This is a genomic window from Kiloniella antarctica, from assembly GCF_042682825.1.
GTDB lineage: Bacteria > Pseudomonadota > Alphaproteobacteria > Kiloniellales > Kiloniellaceae > Kiloniella > Kiloniella antarctica.
In genome coordinates, this window is sequence record NZ_JBHUII010000007.1 from 177,869 (window position 1) to 203,042 (window position 25,174).

The following is a 25,174-nucleotide window of genomic DNA, read 5'->3' on the forward strand; positions in this document are numbered from 1 at the left end:
CCGTATCAAATTAAGACATACAAGTCGCCCTCGACATTATAAACAGTCGTGCATTTTTCTTCTCAACTGTTTATAGATGAAGCTCAGCGAGATATTTCAAAGACAGGACCCTTTATGTGTGGCATCGCAGGTTTTATTGACTGCAAGGCAAGCGACATCCAAAAACGGGAAAGTATCGCCCACTCCATGGGGAAGGCAATGTACAGGCGCGGTCCAGATGGTGGTGATATCTGGATGTCACCTGATCATGGTGTCGCTTTTTCACATCGAAGACTATCTATAATTGATTTGTCGAGCGCAGGACAACAGCCAATGACCTCATCCTGTGGTCGCTTTGTGCTGGTTTATAACGGTGAAATTTATAACGCAGCAGACATTCGGCCCAAGATTATCGCGCAAAAAGGCACAAATTTTAAAGGGCATTCCGACACAGAAGTTCTCTTAGAAGCTATCGCCACATGGGGCCTGGAAGATACTCTGGAACAGCTCATTGGTATGTTCGTTTTCGCATTATGGGACAAACGGGAAAAAAGGCTTATTCTCTGCCGTGATCGCCTGGGTATAAAGCCCCTTTATTGGAGTTACAACAACGGGTCTTTAATTTTTGGATCGATCCTCAAGGCCCTAAAAATTCACCCAAATTGCCCAAATCAAATTGACCATGATTCTGTCGCTTCTTATCTACGCTTCAACTACATTCCAGCGCCACAATCAATTTACAAAGGCGTAAATAAGCTTCTTCCTGGACAATTACTAACTTTTGATTTGGAAGGTGATAGAACACCACACCTCTCGACATACTGGAACCTAGAAGACGTCGTATCCAGAGGCCAACAAACACTTTTTTCAGGTTCCGACGAGGACGCAATAAATACCCTAGAGAATTTACTTGAGGATGCTGTTGGCAAACGGATGATATCCGATGTCCCTTTAGGCGCCTTCCTCTCTGGCGGTATCGATTCCAGTACAGTCGCTGCTTTGATGCAAAAACAATCATCTTCGCCAATAAACACCTTTTCTATTGGCTTTGAGGATCAGGATTATAACGAAGCACAACATGCCGCTGAAGTCTCCAGGCACCTCGGTACCAATCACACAGAGCTCTATGTGACGCCAACAGAAGCCAGAGAAGTCATCCCACATCTTCCGGATATTTACGACGAACCTTTTGCGGACTCATCACAGATACCAACATATCTCGTCTCACAATTAACTCGTAAACACGTAACCGTTGCCCTCTCCGGCGACGGAGGCGATGAGCTTTTTGGCGGTTACAGGCGCCATATAACAGCACATCAATATGGGGATCGCATTAATAATATCCCTAATGCTCTTCGTAATTTAAGCTCCTGCGTAATTAGAAGCCTATCTCCACAAACCTGGAACAAGCTTTTTCAAATCATCCCTGCCTCGCACAGACCGAGTCACCCTGGTGATACTCTATATAAATTGGCAAGCGTGTTAGGAGAAAATTCAGATGCCTACTACCTGACACTTGTGAGTAACTGGCAAAACCCCGGTAATCTGCTGCTGAAAGGCCGAGAGCACAAGGGATTGATTTGGAACTCTGAACTCAAGAAATCTATCCCAAACGCTGTTGATCGGATGCAATATCTCGACACACTTACTTACTTGCCAGATGACATTCTCACTAAAGTGGATCGCGCATCCATGGCTGCTTCTCTTGAAGCTCGAGTTCCCATTCTGGATCATCGTATTGTCGAATTATCGTGGTCTTTGCCTCAACATATGAAAATACGTGATGGACAAGGGAAATGGATTTTGAGGAAGATTTTAGATAAACACGTCCCTAAACACTTAACAGATAGGCCAAAAATGGGTTTTGGCGTACCTATCGACAGCTGGCTACGTGGCCCTTTAAATGGATGGGCGAGCGACCTTCTTTCTCCAAGTACCTTTAAAGAACAAGGCCTATTTGAGCCCGAAAGTATTCAGCAAAAACTTAAAGAACACATGGCTGGCAGCCATAATTGGCAGCACCAATTATGGAACGTATTGATGTTGCAATCATGGCTGGAAAGTAACTAGAAAATAATTTCAAGAATTAATCTTGTAATAACTCTTATACCAGTCGACAAAGTGGCCAATACCTTCTTCAATAGTAATAGAAGGCGCGTATCCTGTAATTTCAGTGAGTTCACTCACATCAGCCCAAGTCGCCGGCACATCTCCATCCTGCATTGGAAGCATGTTATAGTCAGCCTTTATACCTAGCTTTTCTTCGAGGATTTCAATGTAGCGCATAAGTTTTTCACAACGTGAATTACCAATATTCACAACGCGATACGGAGCAACCCCACTCGTGTTCGGATTAGGATTAGTCGCATCCCAATCCGTATCAATGCTTGGAGGCACATCTGCTAACTTGCTGATACCTTGAACGATGTCTTTCACATAAGTGAAATCACGCTTCATATCGCCATTATTGAAAACGTTGATCGGTCTACCAGCGAGAATATCCTTAGTAAACATAAAGAGCGCCATATCTGGTCGCCCCCAAGGTCCATAAACCGTGAAAAAACGCATACCGGTACTCGGGAATCTAAAAAGATGAGAATAAGTATGCGCCATCAACTCATTGGATTTCTTTGTTGTCGCATAAAGCGTAAGGGGGTGCTCGGCGCTTTCAGAAACTTTGAAAGGCATAGATGTATTCGCACCATAGGCAGAGCTGGTTGATGCGTAGACAAGATGTTCAACAGGATAATGCCGGCAAGCCTCTAGGATATTCAAGAAACCATCCACGTTCGAACGCAGGTAAGCACGTGGATTTTCCAAGCTGTATCGCACGCCAGCTTGCGCCGCCAAATTAACACATATTTCCGGATTGTGTTCTTTGAAAACCGCTTCAACAGCATCCCAATCCGCCAAATCGATACGCTTTTCAACAAAGCCATCAAATTTCTTCAAATTGGCAAGACGTGCTTCTTTAAGAGAGACCTCATAATAATCACTGACGATATCAATACCAACGACTTGATGCCCTTGTGTTAAAAGAAGATCAGCAAGGTGATACCCGATAAATCCCGCGGTCCCAGTGATTACATAAGTTTTTTTTGCCATAAAAGAAAAAATATCCCAGATGGGGTTGAGCTAAAGCATGTCCATTTTCCTGTTCTTACCATCAAAGTAAACAGCCGAACAACCTGTAAGAAATGAACGCTCCCATTAGTTTAAACCATTTAAACACCTCCATAACATTCATCTCGTGAAACTCACACTGTGAATGACTGTTGACCATCTCGCCGTATATCTGTAAATTAAGCTGAATATTTGCATGGGAAAACAACCAACGTGCCATCGAAAACAGACATAAAAACAGACATAAAATTCCTTCAATCCCTTGAAGAAGGCGAAGTTATGTCACAGATGACACTGTCCAAGCGAATTGGTGTTTCGATCGGCTTTACGAATGCCTTGCTTAAAAGAGCCATTCACAAAGGCTATGTGAAGGCAAAATCTGCTCCATACAAACGATATGCTTACTATCTCACTCCAAGAGGCTTTAGCGAAAAAAGCCGCCTTGTTGTTGAGTATCTCGACACGTCATTAGATTTCTTCAAAAATGCTCGAAATCAATATGCAGAATTATTCGAACTTGCCCACGCCAAGGGACATAACCAACTCGTTTTACTTGGCGCCGGGGAATTGGCAGAGATAGCCGTTATGGCTGCTTGGGATGCAAAAATAGAAATCCTTGCTATCGTAGATGCTCAGACCTCTCGCGAAAAAATTGGTAACGTTTCCGTACTAAAATCACTGGAAGAAATCACCCAATACGACGCATTGGTCCTGACAGATTCTGACGCCCCGCAAACAACTTTCGAGAGAGTAAGCCACCTTAAGGGCCACACCAACTTATTCGTTCCAAAGTTCCTCCGTATTCACGGATCTGATGCCTCCGAAAATAGACGTGAGGCTGGCTCATGAAAAAATGGTATGTCGTCAGTACTCATTCTAATCAAGAAATCAGAGCTGAAATAAATCTTACCCGTCAAGGCTATCAAGTATTTTTGCCATATTTCTTGAAACCCAGAAAGCACGCTCGAAAAGTCGACATTGTGAAAAAAGCCCTTTTTCCCGGTTACCTTTTCGTCGAATTAGATACAGCAAAAGATAACTGGAATACTATTAACAATACTTTTGGTGTTCGAGGATTGATATCCTACGGGAATAGACTTCCCAGCCTTCCTAATAACTTTGTTAGTGAACTTAAAGAAAACAGTCATCAAAGTGAAAGTTGTGACCCAAATCTTAAACCTGGTGAGAAAGTAAAATTTTTAACAGGTCCTTTTGTAAATATTATCGGCTCCCTTTCTCATATGATTGACAAAGAGCGTATCACTGTCTTACTCAGCTTACTCGGCAGAGAAGTCAAAACTACCGTTTCTCGTTTTGATGTGGTTTCTGTCGCATAGCTGAACAAAGTATATGTACATTACTTTATACTAATGGTTGGAGTCGATTTCACCCAAAGTGCGGTAGCGTGGGGAAAACTCGTTAAATAATTTAACATCTAAGAAATACATCTCTCTAATGACAAATACATTTGCTCTTATTGGTGCTGCGGGATACATCGCGCCGCGACACATGAAGGCCATAAAAGAAACCGGTAATCATTTAATTGCCGCACTCGATCCCAATGATAGTGTCGGCATAATTGACAGCTATTTCCCCCAGGCTCGTTTTTTCACCGAGTTCGAGCGCTTTGATCGCCACATTGATAAATTAAGAAGGCGCGGAGATCGTATTGATTTTGTCAGTATCTGCTCGCCTAATTATCTCCACGACGCACATTGCCGCTTTGCTCTAAGATCAGATGCCCATGCCATATGTGAAAAACCCCTTGTCTTGAACCCGTGGAACATTGATGGCTTAAGAGAAATCGAGAGCCAAACCGGTCGCAAAATTTATTCGATTTTACAATTACGCCTGCACCCCTCGATTATTGCTTTGAAAGAAAAAATCGCGGCAAACCCGAATAAAATTTTCGACGTTGACCTTAGCTATATTACCTCAAGGGGCAAGTGGTACCATGTTTCCTGGAAAGGTGCTGATGACAAATCAGGCGGCATCGCAACAAACATTGGCGTCCATTTCTACGACATGCTCAGCTTCATATTTGGCCCACTACAAAAGAATCAAATGCATATCCGAACTGGCGAGCGTGCCGCCGGGTATTTAGAGTTCAAACAAGCCCGCGTAAGGTGGTTCCTGTCAGTTGATCAATCGGATCTCCCGGAGCAAGTCAAAGGCAAACAACCCACCTACAGATCGATTACAGTTGATGGAGATGAAATAGAATTTTCTGGTGGATTTACAGATCTTCATACAGATAGCTATAAACACATACTCGAAGGTGGCGGGTTTGATCTGGATGACGCTCAAACTTCAATCGAGCTCGTATCTACGATCCGTAACTTAAAGATCACGCCTCACCTTGGCGAACGTCATCCCTTTGCTGATAAGCACCTTTAGTATTTCATGACAGATACACCCTCGAATTACTTTATTCACGAAAGTGCCTATGTGGACAATGATGTCTCCATCGGTAACGGAACAAAGGTCTGGCACTTCAGTCACATCCTAAATCAAGTAACGATTGGCTCGAACTGTACTTTTGGCCAAAATGTAATGGTTGGCCCAGCGGTTACCATAGGAAACAACTGTAAAATCCAAAATAATGTTAGTATTTACAAAGGAATAACCCTTGAGGACGATGTTTTTTGTGGGCCATCCTGTGTTTTTACAAATGTGAACAATCCTAGAGCAGAGATTGAACGTAAGTCCGAATTTCTAGAAACAATTATATGCAAAGGAACCACAATCGGAGCAAACGCAACGATTGTTTGTGGGTACAAACTTGGTGAGTATTGTTTCATCGCCGCAGGTGCCGTCGTGACTGGAAACGTAAAACCCTACGCGCTAATGGCCGGTGTCCCTGCGCGGCAAATTGGATGGATGAGTAAAGCTGGATGTAAACTGGATAGTGATTTGATTTGCCCCGAAGATAAAAGCCAATACAGAGAAACCAAAGACGGCCATTTGACCCTTGTACACAGTCAAAACACATGAACGATAAAACTAAGATTCCCTTTATTGACCTCAAGTCTCAGCGACTACGGCTTAGTGGCGCAATTGAAGCTTCAGTGCAAAAAGTCATAGAACACGGGCAATTTATAATGGGCCCAGAAGTCAGAGAGTTCGAAAAAGCCCTCGAGAAATATACTGGCGCTAAAAACGTTATCAGTTGCGCCAATGGAACTGATGCAATTTCTCTGGCCCTCATGGCACTCGACATCCAACCAGGTGAAGTCGTTTTTGTACCAGCCTTTACCTTTGCCGCCACGGCAGAGGCTGTGGCGCTTCTTGGTGCTATCCCCTATTTCGTAGACGTTGATGAGGCTACATTCCTTATCAGCTATGAAAGCCTGAAGCGGTCAATTCTTGACGCAGAAAAACAAGGCCTGCCGATCAGAGGCATTATTGCAGTGGACCTCTTTGGCTCAATCCCTGATTACCAAGAACTCAATCTGCTCGCGAAAGAAAAAGACCTTTTTGTCATTGCAGATGCAGCCCAAAGTATCGGTGGCTCACGGGGCAACAAACAAGTTGGCGTGTTAGCGGATATCACAACAACCAGCTTCTTCCCCAGTAAACCCTTGGGAGCTTATGGCGACGGTGGCGCCGTTCTCACGAATAACAGCGAAATTGCAGATAAAATCAAATCTCTTAGAGTTCATGGCAAAGGCCGCGACAAATACGACAATGTCGTGATCGGCATGAACAGCCGTCTCGATACAATCCAAGCTGCGATATTGTTGGAAAAGTTACGTATATTGCCTGAGGAAATAACAGCACGCCAAAAAGTAGCGAACTTTTACATCCAGTCCCTACCAAAGAATTTCCTTCGACAAGCCGTGCATAAAACAGTCACTTCAGCTTGGGCGCAGTTCACAACACGAACCTCAAACCGCAACCAGTTGTGTGACGGCCTAAAAGAGCTTGGAATTCCAACAGCAGTATACTACCCAACCTCTCTGAATAAGTTGCAGGCTTATAAACAGTACCCAAATGACCCCAATGGTCTTGTCGCTTCCGAAAAACTAGCCTCCGAGGTATTTAGCCTCCCAATGAGCCCCTATTTGACTGGAGAAGATCAGAACAGGGTTATTAGCAGCTTAGAAGTGACTGTTCTCGTTCGATAGGGGAGCATTTAAATTGATACAGCTTGTCTTAACTAGGCCAGCTAGACGACCATCAATAGGTTTATTTCCCCTTCCTATTTCACTTGAAGACTTCTTTAATGAGAACGGCACCAACGATGAATTCGTATGAACAAAAATAAAAATTATAGGGGCTGTACCAGATAACTAGCCATTTTTAGTTTAACAATTTGTTTTGACTTCTTTAATTAGCAAGCAAGATCACTGTTATTAAATCGCCACTCACATTCCCTTTAAAATAACCCAAAATTCTCTTTTGGAACACCATTGAATTTACGTATATGTCTTTTGGCTCTCCTCTCATACAAGCATGCTCTGCCGGACAAGGGGTTTCAGAAGTTCTCAATCCCATTGATATGATTTTTCTTGTCGCCAAAGAGCTTGGAGTGATTAATTCTGAAGTGCTTAAAGTCAGAAACATCCAGCACATTATAATCACGCCAGTAATCCGAATAAACAATGCTGTCAGGAATAGCTTTGTGTTCAATTATGGGGTATAACGTTGCCGATGAGGCATCAGGTATAACCTTTGTGTAAACCTCGACACCCCGTTTAAGAAGCCAAACACGGGAATTCCACCTCCAGCTCGACGGCCTTTACGCTTACCGCCAAAGATTTCATTGCTTTCAAGGACTAGTTCAAGAGCAATCAATTCACGTAAACGCCAATAATAATAAGCTGAGGTATTAAAGTTTACCCCCACCAATGAAGCCGCACATCTTGCCGTTGTTCCGGCAACAAAATGTTCGAGTAACCGGTCTTGTTTCGTTTGGCTTAAACGACTCTTTCTCATACTCACCATAATAACACCTATTTGGTATTATCTGGTACAACACCAAATTATATATTAAAGCCCTCTTACGCTCTGTAGTCTCAAACTCTCAAACAGTCTGACTTATATTCTTTAGTAGCCCTTAATCTTATATTGTAAATAAAGTGATCACATGCATTTAACTACTTTTATAAAAAAAAACCTCACTAGTTTTTTCTCACTCATCACAAAATCCGGCACAAATTGTAACGATCGTTTACGCCGCCTGATAGCCCATATGATCGCCTCGGAAGATTGCAGAGCGACAATATCAACTAAGCACGGCCCCTTTACCCTTAGAACTAACTCTGAGATTGAATGCTATCGTGTTGAAAGTTTTTTCACCAAAGAGCCTGAAACATTACGTTGGATTGATAAAACGGTTACTCCGACCAGCGTTTTTTATGACGTGGGTGCAAATGTAGGCATCTACAGTCTTTATGCCGCACAACGATCACAGGGTTCAATTAAGGTGTATTGTTTTGAGCCAGCAGGAACCAATTTCAGGAACCTTTGTAGAAACATCAATGACAATGGCTTTGGTGAAAGCATACGTCCTTTCCCAATGGCATTAAGTGATAAAATTGGTGTTATAGATTTTCCACTTTCAGATATGGCCCCTGGGTCTGCCCTTCATGGCGACGTGCACCACAAGGATAAAAATCCAGCTCTTGTGCAAGGTGCTGTCGTCATGCCTTTGGACTATCTAATCCAAAAACATCAGGATGTTTTTGCCTCTCCAACTCATCTAAAAATTGATGTTGATGGGCCAGAACTCGAGATTATCAAAGGATCGATACAAACCCTCAAGTTGGCAAATCTACGACATATCCTTGTTGAAACAGAACAACACACCAACAAAGAAATTTTAGAAATCCTTGAGGGCGCAGGATTCACTTTAAAAGAGAGAGTTCAGCAAGCACCCAATATTTTCAACTGTATCTTTGAAAAACTCTGACACCAGAATTCCAAATAAATAGACAATATGGCACCTTACCTTAAACCTGAATTCCACCTTTATAATACCCCTATCTCCTGGCTGAAGATAACTAACAATACCAACCCAATATCAGGAGAGGACAAACGGAAATTTGACTTAACGAAATTCAAGTCTCCAGCTGAAAGCCCGATCGAAGCCTTTGTAGGGATGATGGGTGAGCTTTCAAAACTTAACCATACTCATCCCTTATGGTGGGCGACCGATATTGCATCACGAAATCGAGTCAACGCCCTGACCGTCACTGAAGCAGATAACTGGATTACCATCTCTCAGATCATGGCTTTTGTTAAGAAAAATGGGTTAAATATTATTATTACACCTAATACTCCCTCGCTATTAGCTCGAGCAACATATATCCTAGCCATATCATTGGACATTCAAGCCAACTACAAGCCAACTCCTTCGCTTCACACACGCTTGAAGCAGTTAAAAAAGCTGTCAAAAGAAGCCCTTCGTTCTGCAAACTGGATCCTTAAAACCAAGCGACTTTATGGCACCCATAAACCAACTAAAACACCCACAGACCTGATCAGAAGTTTTACATATCAAACTGCGTTTATCAATGATGACATTTACAGGGATCCATTTTTCGGCTCACTTTCTGATCACTTAAAAGACTTAGGTAGAAACCCTGTAACCATCATTCAGGGATTTTCAGATCGACTTCAGTGTTATTCCCTGATCTCACCTAAGCAGAAGGCCAAAATAATTCCTTTTGAAATATTTCAGATGATTTTGGATCCTTTTTTTCAACTTGCACGAATTTTTTTTACCGCGATATTTAAACCACTAAAATGCCCTAAGAACCTTTACCTTGATCAGAACCAATTGTCTGATACAACAAAGTACTTAGCAGAGATCAACTGGGCTCCCTTAGCGCAAGCGGCTCTTGAACAGGCCCTCTGGACAATACAATTACCCCAATTGATGGCCGAAGCGGCAGGAAAGCGTATAGCAGCCAGCTTTAACATTAGGAGTTTTGTAACCACTTGCGAAGCAAACCCCTGGGAAATAATGCTTACCAAGGGGCTCAGAAGTAACCCTACACATTTCACTATTCTCGGATATCAACATTCGGTAGTTCCACCTGCAGCCCTGGGCATGTTTACAAGTAAAGAGGAGCAAGAACTTCGACCAGCTCCTGATCGCATACTTACAACAGGCTCTGTGCCAGCAAACATTCTCGAACGCTACGGAGAAGGCAATAGAGGGCGGGTCTACCCCGCCTGTGCCCTGCGGTACGAATATCTCTTCCGTAATAATTTAGAAACGCCACGACAAGGCTCCGTCAAAACTGTCCTTGTTGCTCTCGAAGGCTTATTAGAAGTATCCGACATGGTGGCCTACCTAATCAGAGAGGCCCCCTTAAATCCAGATATGACATTTGTTGTTCGTAGCCATCCAGTTCTTCCATTAGATGAAATTCTAAACCACTTAGGATACGAAGAAGCTCTTCCCTCCAATATCAGGACTAATGCAAAAAGCCCCGTCGCACAGGATTTGGCAGATTGTGATGTTGTTTTCTACTGGAGTACAACAGTGGCTCTAGAAGCTATCCTCTATGGAAAGCCTCTTATTCATTTCAGTAAGGGGGGAGTTTTTAATTACGATCCACTTGCAGAATTGGATAAATTTAAACTTTGCACAGATGTCGGTGTACCAATTAAAAACTCAATTAATATTATTAATTCGTGGTCCCAAAAGACCTATGAGCGTGAAAAAACAACTGCTCAACGCTATGTTCGAGAATATCTCCACCCTGTTAGTGAAGAGGCGATGTCACCATTCTTCACTGAGAAAATTTAATAATGGAGCTCCTCCTGCTCAAACGATTTGAATAATAAGTAGGTTTTCATGTTTAAGTAATTCAGAAACAGGATAAGCCATCACCCCTGAGGTCGCGAGATCAAAGACCTTCCTTTTCTCCGTTCCCGTCAAAATTAAAATTGGGAACTTGATCTTAGTCAATGCTTTATAAAATAGAGAAATCCTTGGATGCAGTGGAGCATCAATATTTAGGGAGCAGATTCCATTGGGGCCTTCAACATTAATTGCATTGGGGAATAAAGAACAGATGTGACCATCTGTCCCCATGCCTAGAAGGGCGACAGAGAAAGGCATTACTTCTGCAATCAAATTACTCTCTAAACGGTTCACGCTGGCCAAAGCGGTCTCGTCTTCATTGTAGAAGGAAATAAATTTAGCCTTATGAGCCTCAGGAACTCTCTCAATACATTTACGGATCATGCCTTCGTTAGAATCGTCATGATCTAGGGGAACCCATCGTTCATCAGACAAAGTAATGATAATTTTTTCCCAATCCAAAGGCCTTGAAAACAGTTCAGGAAGATACTTTTGAGGTGTATTTCCCCCCGATAATATCAAAGATGCCCGGCCACAGTTTTCAATCTCTTGTTTCAACAAATCAACGGCCCTATCCACAACTTCGAGATAGAGTTCATTTTCTGTTTTCGCCGTTACTATTTTCATTGCTTCAACACTTGATAGTTACGTAAATATAATAGGCTTTATAAGTTATCTCATTAATACTATACCTTTAAGAAATTACCATAGCGAGCCCCCTGTACTCAGGAGTATAATCCGATCAATGTCTGCAAAAATTAAACAAAAACTGGCAAATGATGAGACCACAATCGGCTCATGGATCAGTCTCCCTAATGTCCATACCGTAGAAATGATGGCACGTCTGGGAACATTTGAGTGGCTCGTAATCGACATGGAGCATACCAGCATCTCAACTGAGACCATGGCACAGATGATTCAGGTGATTGATCTCGCGGGTGTATCACCATTTGTTAGAGTGGGCGCTAATGACCCATTGCAGATCAAACGTGCTCTAGACTGTGGGGCAAAAGGAATTATCGTTCCTCAAGTTTGTTCACCCGTTGAGGCGCAACAGGTAGTAGACTCCGTTTATTATCCGCCAATTGGCAAACGTGGGGTTGGCTTATTTCGAGCTCAAGGATATGGCACAACCTTTGAAGATTACAAAGAAAATGTAGCACCGGAAATCGTCGTTATCGTCCAGATTGAGCATAAGGATGCCGTTGACCAGCTGGATGAAATTATTTCTGTTCCCGGCGTAGATGCTTTTATGATAGGTCCCTACGACCTCTCTGGCTCGTTTGGAAAGCCTGGCGATTTCACAGCTCCTGAAGTTGCGGCATCCTTGGACAAAGCTAAGCGCTTTTGCCAAACATCAGACAAAGCTGGCGGCATACATGTAGTGCACACAGACAAGACTTCTCTTGCCAGCAACATTGAACAGGGTTTCCGTTTCATTGCTTACGGTACAGATATGATTTTCTTGGCCGAAAAACTCTCCGAGGTAACAATTGACCTCGAAGTCGTCAAAAATTAATACTAAATCAGAGCCACTTAATCCATGACACAGTCAATTTGCGTTATACCTGCCAGAATGGCCTCTTCCCGGTTCCCGGGAAAACCAATGAAACAACTTTTGGGCATGCCCTTAATTCAACATGTATGGGAACGCTGCCAATTAGCGAAAGAAATCGACCGTGTCGTCGTAGCCACTTGCGATCAGGAAATCTACGATTGTATCGTTAATGCTGGTGGTTCAGCCATAATGACCTCAGACACTCATGAACGCTGTACTGACCGTGTTGCTGAAGCAATCGATAACGGTAATTTCAACCTCCAGGATGATGATCTTGTTCTCATGGTTCAAGGGGATGAAGTTATGGTCAATCCAGAGCTTCTAGATGACATGGTCCGCCTCTATAAAAAGAAGAAAGCTCCCGCTATAAATCTGGTTAGTCGGCTCTATAACACTGAAGAGCATGATGATCCTAACGTAGTGAAAATCGTTACAGACTTAGAGGATCGGATAATATTCCTCTCACGGAGTCCAATTCCTAGCCGCTCGAGAAGTGCAACGATTGCAATGTATCAACAAACCGGAATTATCGCATATTCCTCATCCTTTTTAACCGAGTATGCAGAAATTCCCCAAACACCTCTCGAAATTACAGAATCAATCGATATGCTGCGTCTTATTGAAAATGGCATCCCGTTGTTTTCTGTCAAAAGTGAAGTAGAAACCATTGGTGTCGACACAGAAAATGATCGCAAGCGAGCAGAGCTGTTTTTAGAAAAAGATACGACGACTTCGCGATACCTGAATATCAAATAACTGTTGGTAAAATGGCAAAAAAATTAAAAGTTGGCATCGCGGGACATGGACTTGTCGGCAAGCGGCGGCATAACTTCATTGATATGCATCCGCTCTTTTGTGTAACTGCGGTCAGTGATCAAACTTACAGCTCTGAAAAAGAAGAGCGGAGTAATCTCTGCTACTACGGTGATTATCGCCAAATGATTGAACAGGAAGAACTCGATGTTCTTTTTGTTTGCTTACCTAATCATGTCGCTGCCGATGCAACGATTATGGGATTGAAAAAAAACAGCCACGTTTTTTGTGAAAAGCCTCCAGGACGCAATGTTCAAGATATCCGCAGAGTAATTGAAGTTGAAAAACTTCACCCCAATTTAAAACTAAAATATGGCTTTAATCATAGATATCACGATTCAGTTCTAGATGCGCTTAAGATCGTTAAAGAGAAGACACTTGGCAAAATCGTAAACATACGCGGAGTTTATGGAAAATCAGTCCTCACTCCAAAAATCAAAGGTATCACTGATCCTAATGACCCAGTTTATTGGCGCGCGCAAAGAGAAATCGCTGGCGGTGGTATCCTTCTGGACCAGGGCATACATATGCTAGACTTAATTCGCTGTTATGCTGGCGAGTTCACGGAAATTAAAAGCTTCGTCACAAATGATTTCTGGAATAAAGATGTTGAAGACAACGCCTATGCTCTTATGCGTACAGATGAAGGGGTTGTTGCCTTTATTCAATCCAGCGCCACACAATGGCGTCATAAATTTTCTCTAGAGATGATGTTTGAAAAAGGAGCTTTAACGCTTTCAGGAATTCTTTCAAGCACACGCTCATATGGGCAAGAAGTACTTACTATTGCCTATCGCGAAGAAGAAAATGGTGGAAATCCAAGGGAAACAACCACAAGTTACATATACGATAACTCGTGGGAACGTGAAATAGCAGAATTTGCTGACAGTATCTCGAACGACAAACCAGTATCTGTGGGAACAAGCCTTGACGCCCTTAAAACGATGGAGTTAGTTTACCGCATCTACTGTTCTGATCATGAGTGGCAGAGCAAGTATGATATTTCAATTGATTAAGTTACAGAAAACGGCTCAGTTATGAACAAACTCGACACAATGTTCGCAGACATATCTTCTCCGGCGGAATACGCCCGCGAATACTCTCTTTACCTGTGCGAACTACTCAAAAATCTGGATTACCAGAAAGTCGAAGAGTTCATAAAGCTGCTTTTGGAAGCTCGGGAAGATGACAAGTCAATTTTCTTTATTGGCAATGGGGGGAGCGCAGCAACGGCTTCGCACTTCGCAAATGATATTGGTTTAGGGACACGTGCCCCCGGCAAACCATTTCGAGTACAAAGCTTAACAGACAACAATGCTGTTATGACTGCGATTGCTAATGATGATGGTTATGAAAACCTCTTTGTTCTCCAGTTGAAAAATCTTCTTCGCCCTAAAGATCTGGTCATAACTATTTCAGCTTCGGGCAATTCTCCGAATATTGTCAAAGCTTTGGAATATTCAAAAGAAGTCGGGGCTAAGACAGTATCCTTATGTGGTTTTGATGGTGGTATAAGTGGTAAAATCTCTGATCTGTCCATATTAATTGAAACGGCCAAAGGAGAGTATGGCCCCGTTGAAGATCTGCACATGATACTTGATCATATAGTTGGGACTTATCTTATGAGAGCGGTTAAAGTTTAAGCGACGAATTGGTGGCCCATACTGTTCTCGGCGCCTCAGTATTGACCGCAGACATCTCAACACGACCACCAGCAGCTTCAACCAGGGCTAAGCCAGCGGCGACATCCCAGAACATAATACTTTCTTCGTGGTAGGCATCTGCACGGCCACATGCCACTTGAGCAAGGGAAAGAGCCGCCGAGCCTATCATTCGAACTTTTTTCCAACGACCGAGCTCAAGTGCTGTACGAGTTAAAGCCTCCGTTGAAAAATTTCTATTAACGGGAAAGCCGGTCATAAGCGCACTCTCATTGGGAAAGCCTACTGAAGATACTTTGATCTCCTTACCATTTAGCCAAGCCCCAAAGCCTTCTTCCGCCCAGAACAACTCATCACGGCTGAAATCATAAATGACACCCAGAATGGGTTTCCCTTCTCGTACCAAAGCAATACTGGTGCAGCACGATGGAAAACCTCGGGAATAATTGAATGTCCCATCTAAAGGGTCAACAACCCATATAATTTTTCGATTATCATCCGAAGCATCCGCCCAGCCGCTTTCCTCAGAAAAAATAGGATAATCCGATCCATCCTTTAAACCAGAGATAATTAGTTTTTCTGCGAATTTATCTCCCTTAACTTTAATATCTCTGTCCGGCAAAGCAACAGCATCACGCCATTCACTTGCGTTCACACGCAAGGCTTCTCCAGCTTTTAAAGCTAACTGTTTTGCCAATTGCAACGAAGGGGAACAGGATGTGTTGTTTGCTTGTGCCATATCAATATTCAGTTATAAACTCAGGAAATACTTCAATTGAAGCAACATTTCATAATCGACATCAATATAAGATAACAATGACCAAACATAAAGCAGACTCTTCTTGGAATATTGCCGTTGCATCACGCAGCTTTTCCCGCCATCCCATGCTTCGAGAGGAACTACTTTCCCTCTATCCTAAAGCCATTTTTAACGATGAAGGATTAAGCTTGAAGGATGAAAGTCTCGTGACCTTTCTTAAAGGCATGGATGCTGCCGTTCTTGCTTTAGAACCTGTAACAGAAGCGGTATTATCACAGCTGCCAAGCTTAAAAACAATCAGCAAGTTCGGGGTTGGTTTCGATAAAATTGATATTGCTGCCCTTATAAATCGGGATATTCACTTGGGGTGGACCGGCGGAGTAAACAAAAGATCTGTTACTGAACTTGCGCTTTGTATGATGATATCTTTGATAAGAAATATTGATCAAAGTTCCAGAGATGTTAGAGCGGGTAAGTGGATGATCCTGCCTGGGAAGCAGTTAAGTAATCATACTATAGGAGTAATCGGGTGTGGCCATATCGGAAAAGATCTGATCCCCATACTCAAGACTCTGGGGTGTAAAGTTCTCGTTCATGATATCCGAGATTACAGTGAGTTCTATCAAGAGCACAGCGTTACGCCGGTCAGCATGAAAGAACTCTTATCTCAGTCAGATGTGATTACCCTTCACGTACCGCTCAATAAAACAACAACCAACATTATCTCTGCTGAACGTATTGCGCTTATGAAAGATGGGGCAATTTTGATAAACACCGCACGCGGTGGCCTTGTTGACGAAGAAGCCTTAAGTACGGCACTAATTTCAGGAAAATTATCCGGGGCTGCTTTTGATGCTTTTGCTATCGAGCCTCCTGTGAGTTCCAACTTACTAAAATTGAATAATTTCATGAGTACTCCGCATATTGGGGGAAGCGCTGCCGAAGCTATCCTCTCCATGGGGCGAGCAGCGATAAAAGGCTTGGCGCAGAATCAGCTGCCGGAAAAAGGTGTCTTCCCTCAATGAGTTTGCCAAACAAAGTTAACATCGCTTATGTCGTTCCAACCAAAGATCGCCCAGATGACTTAAGGATATTGTTTACAAGCTTGCAAAAGCAAACGCGGCAACCAGATCAAATCATCATTGTAGACGGGAGTGACCCGCCCATCGAACCTATCTGTCATGAATACCCTGATTTAGATATTTCATACGTGCGCTGCTTTCCCCCTTCTTTGGCAAAGCAGCGTAATGCAGGTATGGCTGCTTTGGACGATTCAATAACGGTTGCAGGTTATTTGGATGATGACCTTGAACTTGAGGCTGATGCAACTCAGAAGATGGTTGATTTTTGGATGCAAGCCGATGATCAAATTGGGGGCGTATCCATGTCGATCATCAATCAATCAGCTCCCTACCGCAAAAACTGGCTAAAATTCTTTTTGATGTACGGTGATCCAGCAGGAAGTGTGACAGGCTCCGGCTTTCACAGCGCAATTCCAACCGTCACCGAAACCATTGAAACAAAATGGCTATACGGCGGAGCTACATTATGGCACCGGAATGTGATTGCCAAGTTTGAGTATGACGAATGGTTTGTAGGTCACGGTTTTGGCGAAGATTTTGAGTATAGTTATCGAGTTGGACGTGATTACAAATTATTTGTCTTAGCAGGCTCACGAACATATCATCATGAGCGGCCTATGGCAGATGAAAAAATGTATATCCTTGGCCGGCAACAGACCTACAACCGTTTCTATATGTTCCGAAAGATGGGCGACTTTTCCTCACTTTTGTTTGCATGGAGCATCTCCGGCCTTGTGTTTATGAACTTTCTAGCCCTCGTAAAAAATCCAGGGCGGCCGACCCGGGATCGTTTAAAAGGGAACCTGAGAGGGATATGGGAAGCCCTTATAGATGGCAAAAAATCTTTCGCAGGTCACTGGAAATAAACTGGAGAAATAACCCGGGGAAATGTACAAAGGTACAAAATCAAAAATGCAGCCGCTAAACATTTTTATGTTTCTGTATTGCTCAAGAGACGTTAGAGGAAAATGAACCAGAAACCTTTAAAGATATGCGTTTTAGCAGCGGCCAGTAGTAGCCATACATATTTACAATGCGGAATATTACGTGATTTTGGACACCATGTGACCTTGGTGTCGCCTGACGACGGCAAGTGCCCGGATGGTGTAAGGCATGTCCCCTGCTCTGTAACATCTCATCAGGGTATCATTGGAAAACTACGTTGGTTAAAGACCATTTATAATGGCGTCAAATCTGTAGAGGCCGATGTTTATCACGCACACTATGCAGCCGAGCTTACCACTTGGATGGCTTGGTTTGTTGGTAAAAAACCTTTTATGATCAGCTGTCTCGGTGGCGATGTCCTTTTTGATGAACAGGGTACCCTTGGCCCCATTGGACGTTGGATTACCAAGCGCGCTTTAAAAAAATGCGACCACGTCACAGTTGTCTCTAATCACCTTGGGAAAGCCGTCGAAAAGTTTGGGGTCCACCAGTCAAAAATCCAACGCGTGATTTGGGGCGTAAATCATGAGATTTTTCGACCCCTGTCCCAAAATAAAACTGCCCGCTCTCTTTGGGGGGTCACAGAAGATGCCCAAGTAATCTTCAGCCCACGTATGTTAAAGCCTTTCTATAACCAAATAATGATGCTGGATGCCTTGAAAGAGGTTGTGCTGCAATCTCCAAAATCCGTACTAGTCTTTGCAACCTATAATCAAGATGCTGACTATCGGAAAGAATTGGAAGCCAGAACCAAAGAACTAGAGCTAGAAGACCATGTACGCTACGCCCCACCTATGAACCAGCAGGAAATGATGCTCGCTTATAATGGTGCTGACCTTGTTATTAGCCTGTCGCCCTCAGATGGAACTCCTGTGTCTGTGATGGAGGCTATGGCTTGCGGTACGCCCGTAATTATGGCTGACCTCGAACGTTATAAGGAATTTTTTGTGCACAAGGAAACAGGGTGGTTTACAAAAATTGAAGCTTCACATGTGGTTTCGGCCATTTTGGAGCTACTCAATGATCAACCACGTTATGAAACCTTGAAAATCAAAGGCATGACCTTGATAAAAGAAAAAGCTGATTTACATTCTCAGTCACGTTTATTAGAAGAAAGTTCCTATCGTTTAATTGACATAAATAGTGATCTTCTATGAATTTCCCTGACCCTAAAATATTGGTAACCGGTGCAAACGGTTTTATCGGTCGCCATGTGGTCCAGGAACTCGCTACTCAAACACCCCCTCTTCTGCAAATTATCCACTCGGGCCAAGCTCACACAGCCCTTCCAAGCATTACTATGGAATTGCTTGATATAACTGATCTTCCCGATCTACCAACAACGATTGAGACTATTTACCATCTAGCGGGGCAAATCTGGGGCGATGAAACTCACGAAGCTAAAATGTTGGATAATGTCATTGCTTTAGCTAAACAGTGTAACGCTAAACGTATTGTTTATGCTTCAACCTGTGCGGTTTATGGCCAGAATGCAATGGATCAGACTGTTGATGAGAGCGTAGATGGTGCACCAGCCTCACCTTATGCCAGAGGAAAATTGCTCGGGGAGCAAAGCCTAAAAACACTCAGCGACACTTCTGAAATGAATGTGACCATCTTGCGGTATTTCAACCCCTATGGCCCCCATCAATTTGCAAAGATGGCCGTCCCAAATATGATCGAAAAAGCAATAACTGGACAAGATATCGAGATCTATGGTGATGGTGAGCAAATTCGAGATTTCATTTACATCGAAGACCTAGCCAAAGCTACTATTGCGGCCGCCGAAGGGGAGGGTAAGTATCAGATCTTTAACATAGGATCTGGACAGGGAGAAACCATCAAGGACCTGGCGAGTGAAATTATCGCTCAGAGCCAATCCTCTTCTAAGATCATCCATCTCCCCATTCCAGCTGAGCGCCAGAATCTTGAGGTCTATTACCGTGTTGCCGATATTGGCAAAATCACAAGATTGACTAATTGGGAACCTGAAACAAGTCTTTCAAAAGGACTAAAGCGGTTAGTGTCGGAGCATCGTGCATGTGTGGAATAGCGGGCTTTATAAAAACCTCATCTGCCCGGTTAGATACAGTGCAGATTCTGCATAACCTATCCCAGAGCATTCAACATAGAGGGCCCGATGCTGCCGGTTTTGGCGTATGGGGTAAGGGGAAAGAAGTAGAAATTAACCACCAAACACCGGCTAATTTCTCAACAACATCCCCGGATCTTGCTTTCGTTCACAGGCGCCTATCCATTATCGACACAAGCGAAAACGGCAACCAACCCATAAAGAGTGCGGATGGCCGGTACCTTCTTATCCAAAATGGCGAAATTTATAACTATATTGAGCTTAGAGAAGAACTCAAAAAGCTCGGACACAATTTCCAAACAGAGTCGGACACAGAAGTCCTATTAAAAAGTTTCATGCAATGGAATTGTGGAGCCTTTAACCGTTTCGTTGGTATGTTTGCCATCGCAATTCTTGATACCCTGAAGAACGAAATCATACTTGCACGAGATTTTTTTGGCATTAAGCCACTCTTCTATGCAAGAACGAGTGATGCTTTGGTTTTTGGCTCAGAAATTAAGGCGCTACTGACTTTTCCTGGGATCGACAATAAACCAAACCTGTCAACAGTCAGGGATTATCTCTCCCTTGGACTTGTAAATCATAATCAGGAAAGTTTTTATGCTTCGATAAACTCGATTGAGCCAGGCCACTATCTGAAATTGAAGTTCAACAATCCCCACGATTTTCAAATACATCAGTACTACAAACGGTCCACAACACGGTTAACAACAAAAGACATTTCCTTCCAAGAGGCTGCCGACCATTTGAGGGAGCTCTTTATCGAGAGCGTTAAACTACATATGCGAAGCGATGTACCCTATGGTGCTGCTCTATCTGGCGGCGTAGATTCAAGCGCAATCATTGCGGCAATGCGGTCCATAAGTGGTAAAGATCAAGATCTACAAACATTTACCTACAGTACAAAAAACACTACCTTCGACGAAGAGTCATACGCCGATATAATGATACAAAGCGCGAGTACAATCTCACACAAAATTGTTTTACATCACAAAGATCTTCTCTCAGACATAAACTCAGTACTACAAACTCAAGATGAACCTTTTGGCAGCACCAGTATTTACGCACAGTACAAAGTTTTCCAAGTAGCCCGGAAATCCGGCATAAAGGTCATCTTGGGTGGGCAGGGTGCCGATGAGATTCTTGCTGGCTACAGATCATATTACACTGCAGCCGTAGCTGGCATGGTAAAATCTGGTCGATTAATTCACGCCATCCACCTCGTCCGAGCACTTTCAAATCAGGGAAAGATATCACTGGCCAATTTTCTCTTCCGAGTTATTGCCCGGCTATGCCCTGCTGCAGTCGGTAGAGAAATCCACCGGCGCTATGCTGAAAACGGAATAAATTCTGCTGTAAACTGGCAATGGTTCACAGACCATGGCGTTGCAGGGGGATACGCCAACCTGCCTGGAACCTCAAAAAGCCTGGAGGAGGCACTTGAAGGTGACTTGTCCAACTTTAATCTACCGGGCCTTCTTCGCTACGAAGATCGCAACAGCATGGCCCATTCACTGGAAAGTAGGGTACCTTTCTTAACACCAACAATTGTCGACTTTTCATCCTCCCTTCCACCTGAGTACCTCATTGATAGAAATGGTTGTGACAAGGCAGTATTGCGAGCAGCCTTACGCGCCCTAGTTCCTGATGAAATACTTGATCGCAAAGATAAAATTGGGTTTCAAACACCTGAAACTAATTGGTTTAAAGAGCTCTCTCCTTGGATAAATCAAGTATTAACAAGTGATAGTTTCCAGCGGATGCCTTTTATTACAACAGAGAAAGCGATTATGAACTGGAGCTTGTTTGAACAAGGTAAAATTGAGTTTCCAAGAGCAATTTGGCGATGGGTAAACCTTGCCAAATGGGCCGAAATGAACGAACTTAAATTCGATGAGTAAAGTCTCAACTGGCAGTCCGCTTTCAATAACCTACGTATCTTTTGAACCACTTAGGCAAGGGCATGCTTCCTACACTCATGTCATCGAAATCATTGATGGACTTAAGGATCAAGGATGGGCGGTTAACCTTATTGCTCCTGAGTATAATTCCAAAAATCTTCCAGGTGTTATAGCCAGACTTATGACCTTCACAAGGATTTGGTTTCGCGTCCTGTTCTCAGTAAGAACAGATGTTCTTTATGCAAGAATGCATTTTGCAGGATTTATTGTCTCCCTAATTGGAAAACTAAAGCGCATCCCAAGTGTGGTTGAAGTTAACGGCCCCTTTGACGACCTATACATAGCCTGGCCTTCCGTACGGAAATTACGATTTCTATTCGATGCGCTTATGTGTGGCCAAATGCACATGGCCTCCATCATTATTTCGGTAACGCCCGGACTTAAGAAATACTCACAAGAAAAGCTTTCTAAATACAAAACTCAACCACTGTATGAAGTCGTCACAAATGGAGCAAACACGAGTATATTTAAGCCTATTGACCAGCTTCCCTCTCGAAACATCCCCATCCTAGAAACGAAAGGGCAACCTTATGCTGCTTTCTATGGCACCTTTGCACCGTGGCAAGGCCTAGATAAACTTCTCGCTGCCGCGACATCCCCCTTCTGGCCCAAGAGTCTTGAGCTTCGCCTAGCCGGTGACGGAGCCATGAGATCTCTCGTAGAAGAAGCTGCGCGACAACACGAACATATTATTTATCTGGAACGCCTTGATTACCAAGACATGCCTTATTTTGTTGCGGCCTCTCAATTGTCCTTCGTTATTACCCAAGATACCGACGGACGCGGACAATTTGGTCTCTACCCCTTGAAACTTTTCGAAGCCATGGCAGCAGGTGTGCCTGTTATAACAACCCAACTCCCCGGACAAGCCGACGTCGTAGCAGATAATACGTGTGGCATTGTGCTCACAGATGCGTCCCCCGAAGTACTTTGTAAAGCCGTTAAAAATATCTATGATGATAAAAATCTATCAACAACATATGGCCAAAACGGTCGGAAAATTGCAGAAAAGCTCTATAGTTGGAAACAATTGGCTGAGCGTACTGGCGGGATATTGGAAAGATTGTTTTGATTCTATCAATAAATTTTAACACTGTACTTGGTCTGTCCTTTTCCTCAGACAGCGAACTTATTATAAACCAATTTGACCCTGATATCAATCATACTTGAATTAAGAGAACTATTTGCTGTTTCGATTCCAAGAAACAAAGCTGTTAAAAAAAGTACCCGTGGACCAGTGAGACGAAATATCTGGTAGCTTAGGCTATCCTGCACTTACCCATGCTAAGCAATATCTCATAAAAATATAGAGATAGTATTTTAGTAGAATACTATAACAACTTCCACGTAATTATGAATCTTTGGACACCGATCTAGGCTCATCACGCCAATAGCTAACGCTCTTATCATCCAATTTGCGGTTCATATAGTCGATTCTCAGAGCTCTCATGACAAGTCCGATAGGAGTTAGAACAACATAAAATACAATAATAAGAATCGCTTTAAAAATAATATCCATTACAAGTCAATCCAACTCAAATATATTTCGCCAATTTTGATCTTCGACATACACTGGTTGTTCGGTTTTCTTTAGTATGTGTGATCCAAGAATAAGATAGTCCATTTCAGTCCTCATGAAACACCGATAAGCGTCTTCAGGACTCTCAACTATCGGCTCACCTCGGACATTAAAGGAGGTATTAATTAACACTGAGCAACCCGTTATTTTTTTGAATGCACTAATTAACCGGTGTAATTTCGGGCTTCGTTCCTTATGAACGGTCTGCATACGGGCTGAAAAATCAACGTGAGTGACCGCAGGAATATCTGATCGGACTTCATTCACTTTTTCTAAGCGATTACCAGGAAGACCCCCTGTTTCTTTTTTTCTACGTGCCTTTACGATATGGCCAACCATCAGCATATAAGGTGAAGAAAAACTAGGGTCAGGAGTTTTATCTCCATCAACTTGAAACCAGTCTCGGACGTCCTCTGAAAGTACAATGGGTGCAAATGGTCGAAAACTTTCCCTGTATTTAATTTTTAAATTCATTATTGATTGCATATTTTCCGAACGGGGGTCCCCTAGAATGCTTCGCGCCCCTAGAGCCCGTGGCCCAAACTCCATCCGGCCATCAAACCAGCCAATAACTTTACCGTTTGCAATATATCCTGCAACCCGTTCTACGAGCTCTTCAATTTCCAATTTTTCAAACGGAAAATTTCGGCTTTTAAGATAGTGATTTATATCTACGGATGAATACTCAGTTCCTAAATATGAACTATTTTGGTCGTCTAATGTTTCAGTCAATTTTCGAGGTTTATCAAGATACTGATACCAAAGCCACATTGCGGCTCCAAGAGCACTCCCGGCATCACCTGAGGCAGGCTGAACCCAAATTTTATCAAAAGGCCCTTCTCGATACAGTCGACCATTTGCCACACAATTGAGAGCAACGCCACCAGAAAGGCAGAGATTTTTTTCACCAGTCGAGGTATGAATGTGCCTCGCAATTCGTAAGATAATTTCTTCGGTTACGGCCTGAATTGAAGCTGCAAGGTCCATGTCCAACTCAGTAATAGGTGTTTCTGGCTTGCGTGGGACACGACCAAACAGACTATGAAAGCTATCACTAGTCATGGTGTTACCCACGGCAAAATTAAAACAATCCATACTAAGACGAAACGATCCATCTTCTTTTAAATCAATCAAATGATCAAGAATCGTATTTACATACTTAGGCTTCCCATAAGGAGCTAAACCCATTAATTTGTATTCACCAGAGTTCACTTTAAATCCGCAATAATATGTAAATGCAGAATATAATAACCCTAATGAGTGCGGGAAATTTAAGGAACTTTGAATTTCAATACGATTGGCGCTGCCAACCCCAAAACTTAAAGTTTTCCACTCCCCAACACCATCCATAGTCAAAAAAGCTGCGCTCTCGAACGGAGAAGGGTAGAATGAACTGGCTGCATGGGATTCATGGTGTTCTGGAGAAATTATTTTTCCTTTAAATCCAAGTTCTTTACGAATAGCCTTATCAAGCCATAACTTCTCTTTTAACCAAATCGGCATAGCCTTGATAAATGTCCCCAGACCTTGCGGGGCGTGCATTAAATATGTTTTAAACAACCTGTCAAATTTAAGCGACGATTTTTCATAATAACTAACAAAATCTACTTCCGAGATAGTAACCCCTGCAATTTTAAGGCAAGCCTCTACGGCTTGTTTCGGAAATCTAGCATCATGCTTAACACGCGAAAATCGTTCTTCTTGCATGGCCGCAACAACCTTGCCGTCACGGATTAAACAAGCTGCGCTATCGTGATAAAAAGCGGATATACCCAAAATCAACAAAAGTAAAAAATCCTATG

The 25,174-nt window shown here is 43.0% G+C and carries 22 protein-coding genes and 1 pseudogene; 18 read left to right on the forward strand and 5 right to left on the reverse strand.

Annotated elements, in window-relative coordinates:
• Window positions 1-114: 114 nt before the first annotated feature.
• A complete protein-coding gene (gene asnB, locus ACFSKO_RS14450) occupies window positions 115-2,049 on the forward strand; it encodes an asparagine synthase (glutamine-hydrolyzing) (protein WP_380252847.1) in 1,935 nt (644 codons plus the stop codon).
• Window positions 2,050-2,058: 9 nt separating this feature from the next.
• Here asnB (ACFSKO_RS14450) and ACFSKO_RS14455 read toward each other — a convergent pair whose 3' ends face one another.
• Window positions 2,059-3,084, reverse strand: coding sequence for an NAD-dependent epimerase (locus tag ACFSKO_RS14455; RefSeq protein WP_380252849.1), 1,026 nt, complete (start codon window positions 3,082-3,084; stop codon window positions 2,059-2,061).
• 231 nt (window positions 3,085-3,315) lie between these two features.
• Here ACFSKO_RS14455 and ACFSKO_RS14460 point away from each other — a divergent pair, with 231 nt between their 5' ends.
• The 5 genes from ACFSKO_RS14460 (at window position 3,316) to ACFSKO_RS14480 (ending at window position 7,229) form a co-directional block, all read left to right on the forward strand.
• Window positions 3,316-3,951, forward strand: coding sequence for a hypothetical protein (locus tag ACFSKO_RS14460; protein ID WP_380252851.1), 636 nt, complete (start codon window positions 3,316-3,318; stop codon window positions 3,949-3,951).
• Complete coding sequence (nusG, locus tag ACFSKO_RS14465; protein WP_380252853.1) at window positions 3,948-4,439, forward strand: transcription termination/antitermination protein NusG; 492 nt, start codon at window positions 3,948-3,950, stop codon at window positions 4,437-4,439. Before ACFSKO_RS14460 ends, nusG begins: the two co-directional genes overlap by 4 nt.
• Window positions 4,440-4,557: 118 nt before the next feature.
• Entirely contained in the window at window positions 4,558-5,499 is a 942-nt protein-coding gene (locus ACFSKO_RS14470) for a Gfo/Idh/MocA family oxidoreductase (RefSeq protein ID WP_380252855.1), read from the forward strand.
• Between the two features lie 6 nt (window positions 5,500-5,505).
• On the forward strand, window positions 5,506-6,096 hold the full coding sequence (locus ACFSKO_RS14475; protein WP_380252857.1) for an acyltransferase: 591 nt from the start codon (window positions 5,506-5,508) through the stop codon (window positions 6,094-6,096).
• Window positions 6,093-7,229, forward strand: a complete 1,137-nt coding sequence (locus ACFSKO_RS14480) for a DegT/DnrJ/EryC1/StrS family aminotransferase (RefSeq protein WP_380252859.1) — start codon at window positions 6,093-6,095, stop codon at window positions 7,227-7,229. Before ACFSKO_RS14475 ends, ACFSKO_RS14480 begins: the two co-directional genes overlap by 4 nt.
• A gap of 254 nt (window positions 7,230-7,483) precedes the next feature.
• Here ACFSKO_RS14480 and ACFSKO_RS14485 read toward each other — a convergent pair.
• Window positions 7,484-8,040: pseudogene (locus ACFSKO_RS14485) on the reverse strand (transposase); the annotation flags it as partial.
• Between the two features lie 151 nt (window positions 8,041-8,191).
• Here ACFSKO_RS14485 and ACFSKO_RS14490 point away from each other — a divergent pair.
• Together ACFSKO_RS14490 and ACFSKO_RS14495 are read left to right on the forward strand one after the other, a co-directional pair.
• Window positions 8,192-9,016 (forward strand): FkbM family methyltransferase, encoded by an 825-nt coding sequence (locus ACFSKO_RS14490; protein ID WP_380252861.1) that lies wholly within the window; start codon window positions 8,192-8,194, stop codon window positions 9,014-9,016.
• Between the two features lie 27 nt (window positions 9,017-9,043).
• Window positions 9,044-10,864, forward strand: a complete 1,821-nt coding sequence (locus tag ACFSKO_RS14495) for a glycosyltransferase family protein (protein WP_380252863.1) — start codon at window positions 9,044-9,046, stop codon at window positions 10,862-10,864.
• A gap of 18 nt (window positions 10,865-10,882) precedes the next feature.
• Here the strand turns inward: ACFSKO_RS14495 and pgl are convergent, their stop codons facing one another.
• Complete coding sequence (gene pgl / locus ACFSKO_RS14500; RefSeq protein WP_380252865.1) at window positions 10,883-11,548, reverse strand: 6-phosphogluconolactonase; 666 nt, start codon at window positions 11,546-11,548, stop codon at window positions 10,883-10,885.
• Between the two features lie 118 nt (window positions 11,549-11,666).
• Here pgl and ACFSKO_RS14505 point away from each other — a divergent pair, with 118 nt between their 5' ends.
• Genes ACFSKO_RS14505 through ACFSKO_RS14520 form a run of 4 tightly spaced genes read left to right on the forward strand, consistent with a single transcriptional unit; the run spans window position 11,667 to window position 14,935 of the window.
• The gene (locus ACFSKO_RS14505) at window positions 11,667-12,440 is read left to right on the forward strand and encodes an HpcH/HpaI aldolase family protein (RefSeq protein ID WP_380252867.1); all 774 of its coding nucleotides are present in this window, start codon (window positions 11,667-11,669) and stop codon (window positions 12,438-12,440) included.
• Window positions 12,441-12,464: 24 nt separating this feature from the next.
• Window positions 12,465-13,235: a 3-deoxy-manno-octulosonate cytidylyltransferase gene (locus ACFSKO_RS14510; protein WP_380252869.1), complete on the forward strand. Its 771-nt coding sequence runs from the start codon at window positions 12,465-12,467 to the stop codon at window positions 13,233-13,235.
• A gap of 11 nt (window positions 13,236-13,246) precedes the next feature.
• The gene (locus ACFSKO_RS14515) at window positions 13,247-14,308 is read left to right on the forward strand and encodes a Gfo/Idh/MocA family protein (protein WP_380252871.1); all 1,062 of its coding nucleotides are present in this window, start codon (window positions 13,247-13,249) and stop codon (window positions 14,306-14,308) included.
• 21 nt (window positions 14,309-14,329) lie between these two features.
• On the forward strand, window positions 14,330-14,935 hold the full coding sequence (locus tag ACFSKO_RS14520) for an SIS domain-containing protein (RefSeq protein ID WP_380252873.1): 606 nt from the start codon (window positions 14,330-14,332) through the stop codon (window positions 14,933-14,935).
• Here ACFSKO_RS14520 and ACFSKO_RS14525 read toward each other — a convergent pair.
• Window positions 14,925-15,692, reverse strand: coding sequence for an inositol monophosphatase family protein (locus ACFSKO_RS14525; RefSeq protein ID WP_380252875.1), 768 nt, complete (start codon window positions 15,690-15,692; stop codon window positions 14,925-14,927). The two genes, ACFSKO_RS14520 and ACFSKO_RS14525, sit on opposite strands and share 11 nt — an antisense overlap.
• A 77-nt stretch (window positions 15,693-15,769) precedes the next feature.
• Here ACFSKO_RS14525 and ACFSKO_RS14530 point away from each other — a divergent pair, with 77 nt between their 5' ends.
• The 6 genes from ACFSKO_RS14530 to ACFSKO_RS14555 all read left to right on the forward strand — a co-directional run bounded on the left by ACFSKO_RS14530 (window position 15,770) and on the right by ACFSKO_RS14555 (window position 22,865).
• Window positions 15,770-16,738 carry a phosphoglycerate dehydrogenase gene (locus tag ACFSKO_RS14530; protein ID WP_380252877.1) on the forward strand — a complete coding sequence of 323 codons (969 nt, stop codon included), beginning with the start codon at window positions 15,770-15,772 and terminating at the stop codon, window positions 16,736-16,738.
• Entirely contained in the window at window positions 16,735-17,661 is a 927-nt protein-coding gene (locus tag ACFSKO_RS14535) for a glycosyltransferase family 2 protein (RefSeq protein WP_380252879.1), read from the forward strand. The genes ACFSKO_RS14530 and ACFSKO_RS14535 overlap by 4 nt, the downstream gene beginning before the upstream one ends.
• A 102-nt stretch (window positions 17,662-17,763) precedes the next feature.
• Window positions 17,764-18,897: a glycosyltransferase family 4 protein gene (locus tag ACFSKO_RS14540; RefSeq protein WP_380252881.1), complete on the forward strand. Its 1,134-nt coding sequence runs from the start codon at window positions 17,764-17,766 to the stop codon at window positions 18,895-18,897.
• A complete protein-coding gene (locus ACFSKO_RS14545; RefSeq protein ID WP_380252883.1) occupies window positions 18,894-19,793 on the forward strand; it encodes an NAD-dependent epimerase/dehydratase family protein in 900 nt (299 codons plus the stop codon). Before ACFSKO_RS14540 ends, ACFSKO_RS14545 begins: the two co-directional genes overlap by 4 nt.
• A complete protein-coding gene (gene asnB, locus ACFSKO_RS14550) occupies window positions 19,781-21,733 on the forward strand; it encodes an asparagine synthase (glutamine-hydrolyzing) (protein WP_380252885.1) in 1,953 nt (650 codons plus the stop codon). Before ACFSKO_RS14545 ends, asnB (ACFSKO_RS14550) begins: the two co-directional genes overlap by 13 nt.
• Complete coding sequence (locus ACFSKO_RS14555; RefSeq protein ID WP_380252887.1) at window positions 21,726-22,865, forward strand: glycosyltransferase family 4 protein; 1,140 nt, start codon at window positions 21,726-21,728, stop codon at window positions 22,863-22,865. Before asnB (ACFSKO_RS14550) ends, ACFSKO_RS14555 begins: the two co-directional genes overlap by 8 nt.
• Before the next feature lie 453 nt (window positions 22,866-23,318).
• Here ACFSKO_RS14555 and ACFSKO_RS14560 read toward each other — a convergent pair whose 3' ends face one another.
• Window positions 23,319-25,154 (reverse strand): carbamoyltransferase family protein, encoded by a 1,836-nt coding sequence (locus ACFSKO_RS14560; RefSeq protein ID WP_380252889.1) that lies wholly within the window; start codon window positions 25,152-25,154, stop codon window positions 23,319-23,321.
• Window positions 25,155-25,174: the final 20 nt, after the last annotated feature.

Excerpts from the sequence above, each read along its gene's own strand:
- ACFSKO_RS14505 (WP_380252867.1), top strand. The coding sequence starts at position 11,667 with ATGTCTGCAAAAATTAAACAAAAACTGGCAAATGATGAGACCACAATC.
- ACFSKO_RS14530 (WP_380252877.1), top strand. The coding sequence starts at position 15,770 with ATGACCAAACATAAAGCAGACTCTTCTTGGAATATTGCCGTTGCATCA.
- nusG (WP_380252853.1), top strand. The coding sequence starts at position 3,948 with ATGAAAAAATGGTATGTCGTCAGTACTCATTCTAATCAAGAAATCAGA.
- pgl (WP_380252865.1), bottom strand. The coding sequence starts at position 11,548 with ATGAAAATAGTAACGGCGAAAACAGAAAATGAACTCTATCTCGAAGTT.
- ACFSKO_RS14455 (WP_380252849.1), bottom strand. The coding sequence starts at position 3,084 with ATGGCAAAAAAAACTTATGTAATCACTGGGACCGCGGGATTTATCGGG.
- ACFSKO_RS14495 (WP_380252863.1), top strand. The coding sequence starts at position 9,044 with ATGGCACCTTACCTTAAACCTGAATTCCACCTTTATAATACCCCTATC.
- ACFSKO_RS14475 (WP_380252857.1), top strand. The coding sequence starts at position 5,506 with ATGACAGATACACCCTCGAATTACTTTATTCACGAAAGTGCCTATGTG.
- ACFSKO_RS14510 (WP_380252869.1), top strand. The coding sequence starts at position 12,465 with ATGACACAGTCAATTTGCGTTATACCTGCCAGAATGGCCTCTTCCCGG.
- ACFSKO_RS14525 (WP_380252875.1), bottom strand. The coding sequence starts at position 15,692 with ATGGCACAAGCAAACAACACATCCTGTTCCCCTTCGTTGCAATTGGCA.
- ACFSKO_RS14555 (WP_380252887.1), top strand. The coding sequence starts at position 21,726 with ATGAGTAAAGTCTCAACTGGCAGTCCGCTTTCAATAACCTACGTATCT.
- ACFSKO_RS14535 (WP_380252879.1), top strand. The coding sequence starts at position 16,735 with ATGAGTTTGCCAAACAAAGTTAACATCGCTTATGTCGTTCCAACCAAA.
- asnB (WP_380252847.1), top strand. The coding sequence starts at position 115 with ATGTGTGGCATCGCAGGTTTTATTGACTGCAAGGCAAGCGACATCCAA.
- ACFSKO_RS14545 (WP_380252883.1), top strand. The coding sequence starts at position 18,894 with ATGAATTTCCCTGACCCTAAAATATTGGTAACCGGTGCAAACGGTTTT.
- asnB (WP_380252885.1), top strand. The coding sequence starts at position 19,781 with ATGTGTGGAATAGCGGGCTTTATAAAAACCTCATCTGCCCGGTTAGAT.
- ACFSKO_RS14490 (WP_380252861.1), top strand. The coding sequence starts at position 8,192 with ATGCATTTAACTACTTTTATAAAAAAAAACCTCACTAGTTTTTTCTCA.
- ACFSKO_RS14515 (WP_380252871.1), top strand. The coding sequence starts at position 13,247 with ATGGCAAAAAAATTAAAAGTTGGCATCGCGGGACATGGACTTGTCGGC.
- ACFSKO_RS14470 (WP_380252855.1), top strand. The coding sequence starts at position 4,558 with ATGACAAATACATTTGCTCTTATTGGTGCTGCGGGATACATCGCGCCG.
- ACFSKO_RS14520 (WP_380252873.1), top strand. The coding sequence starts at position 14,330 with ATGAACAAACTCGACACAATGTTCGCAGACATATCTTCTCCGGCGGAA.
- ACFSKO_RS14540 (WP_380252881.1), top strand. The coding sequence starts at position 17,764 with ATGAACCAGAAACCTTTAAAGATATGCGTTTTAGCAGCGGCCAGTAGT.
- ACFSKO_RS14480 (WP_380252859.1), top strand. The coding sequence starts at position 6,093 with ATGAACGATAAAACTAAGATTCCCTTTATTGACCTCAAGTCTCAGCGA.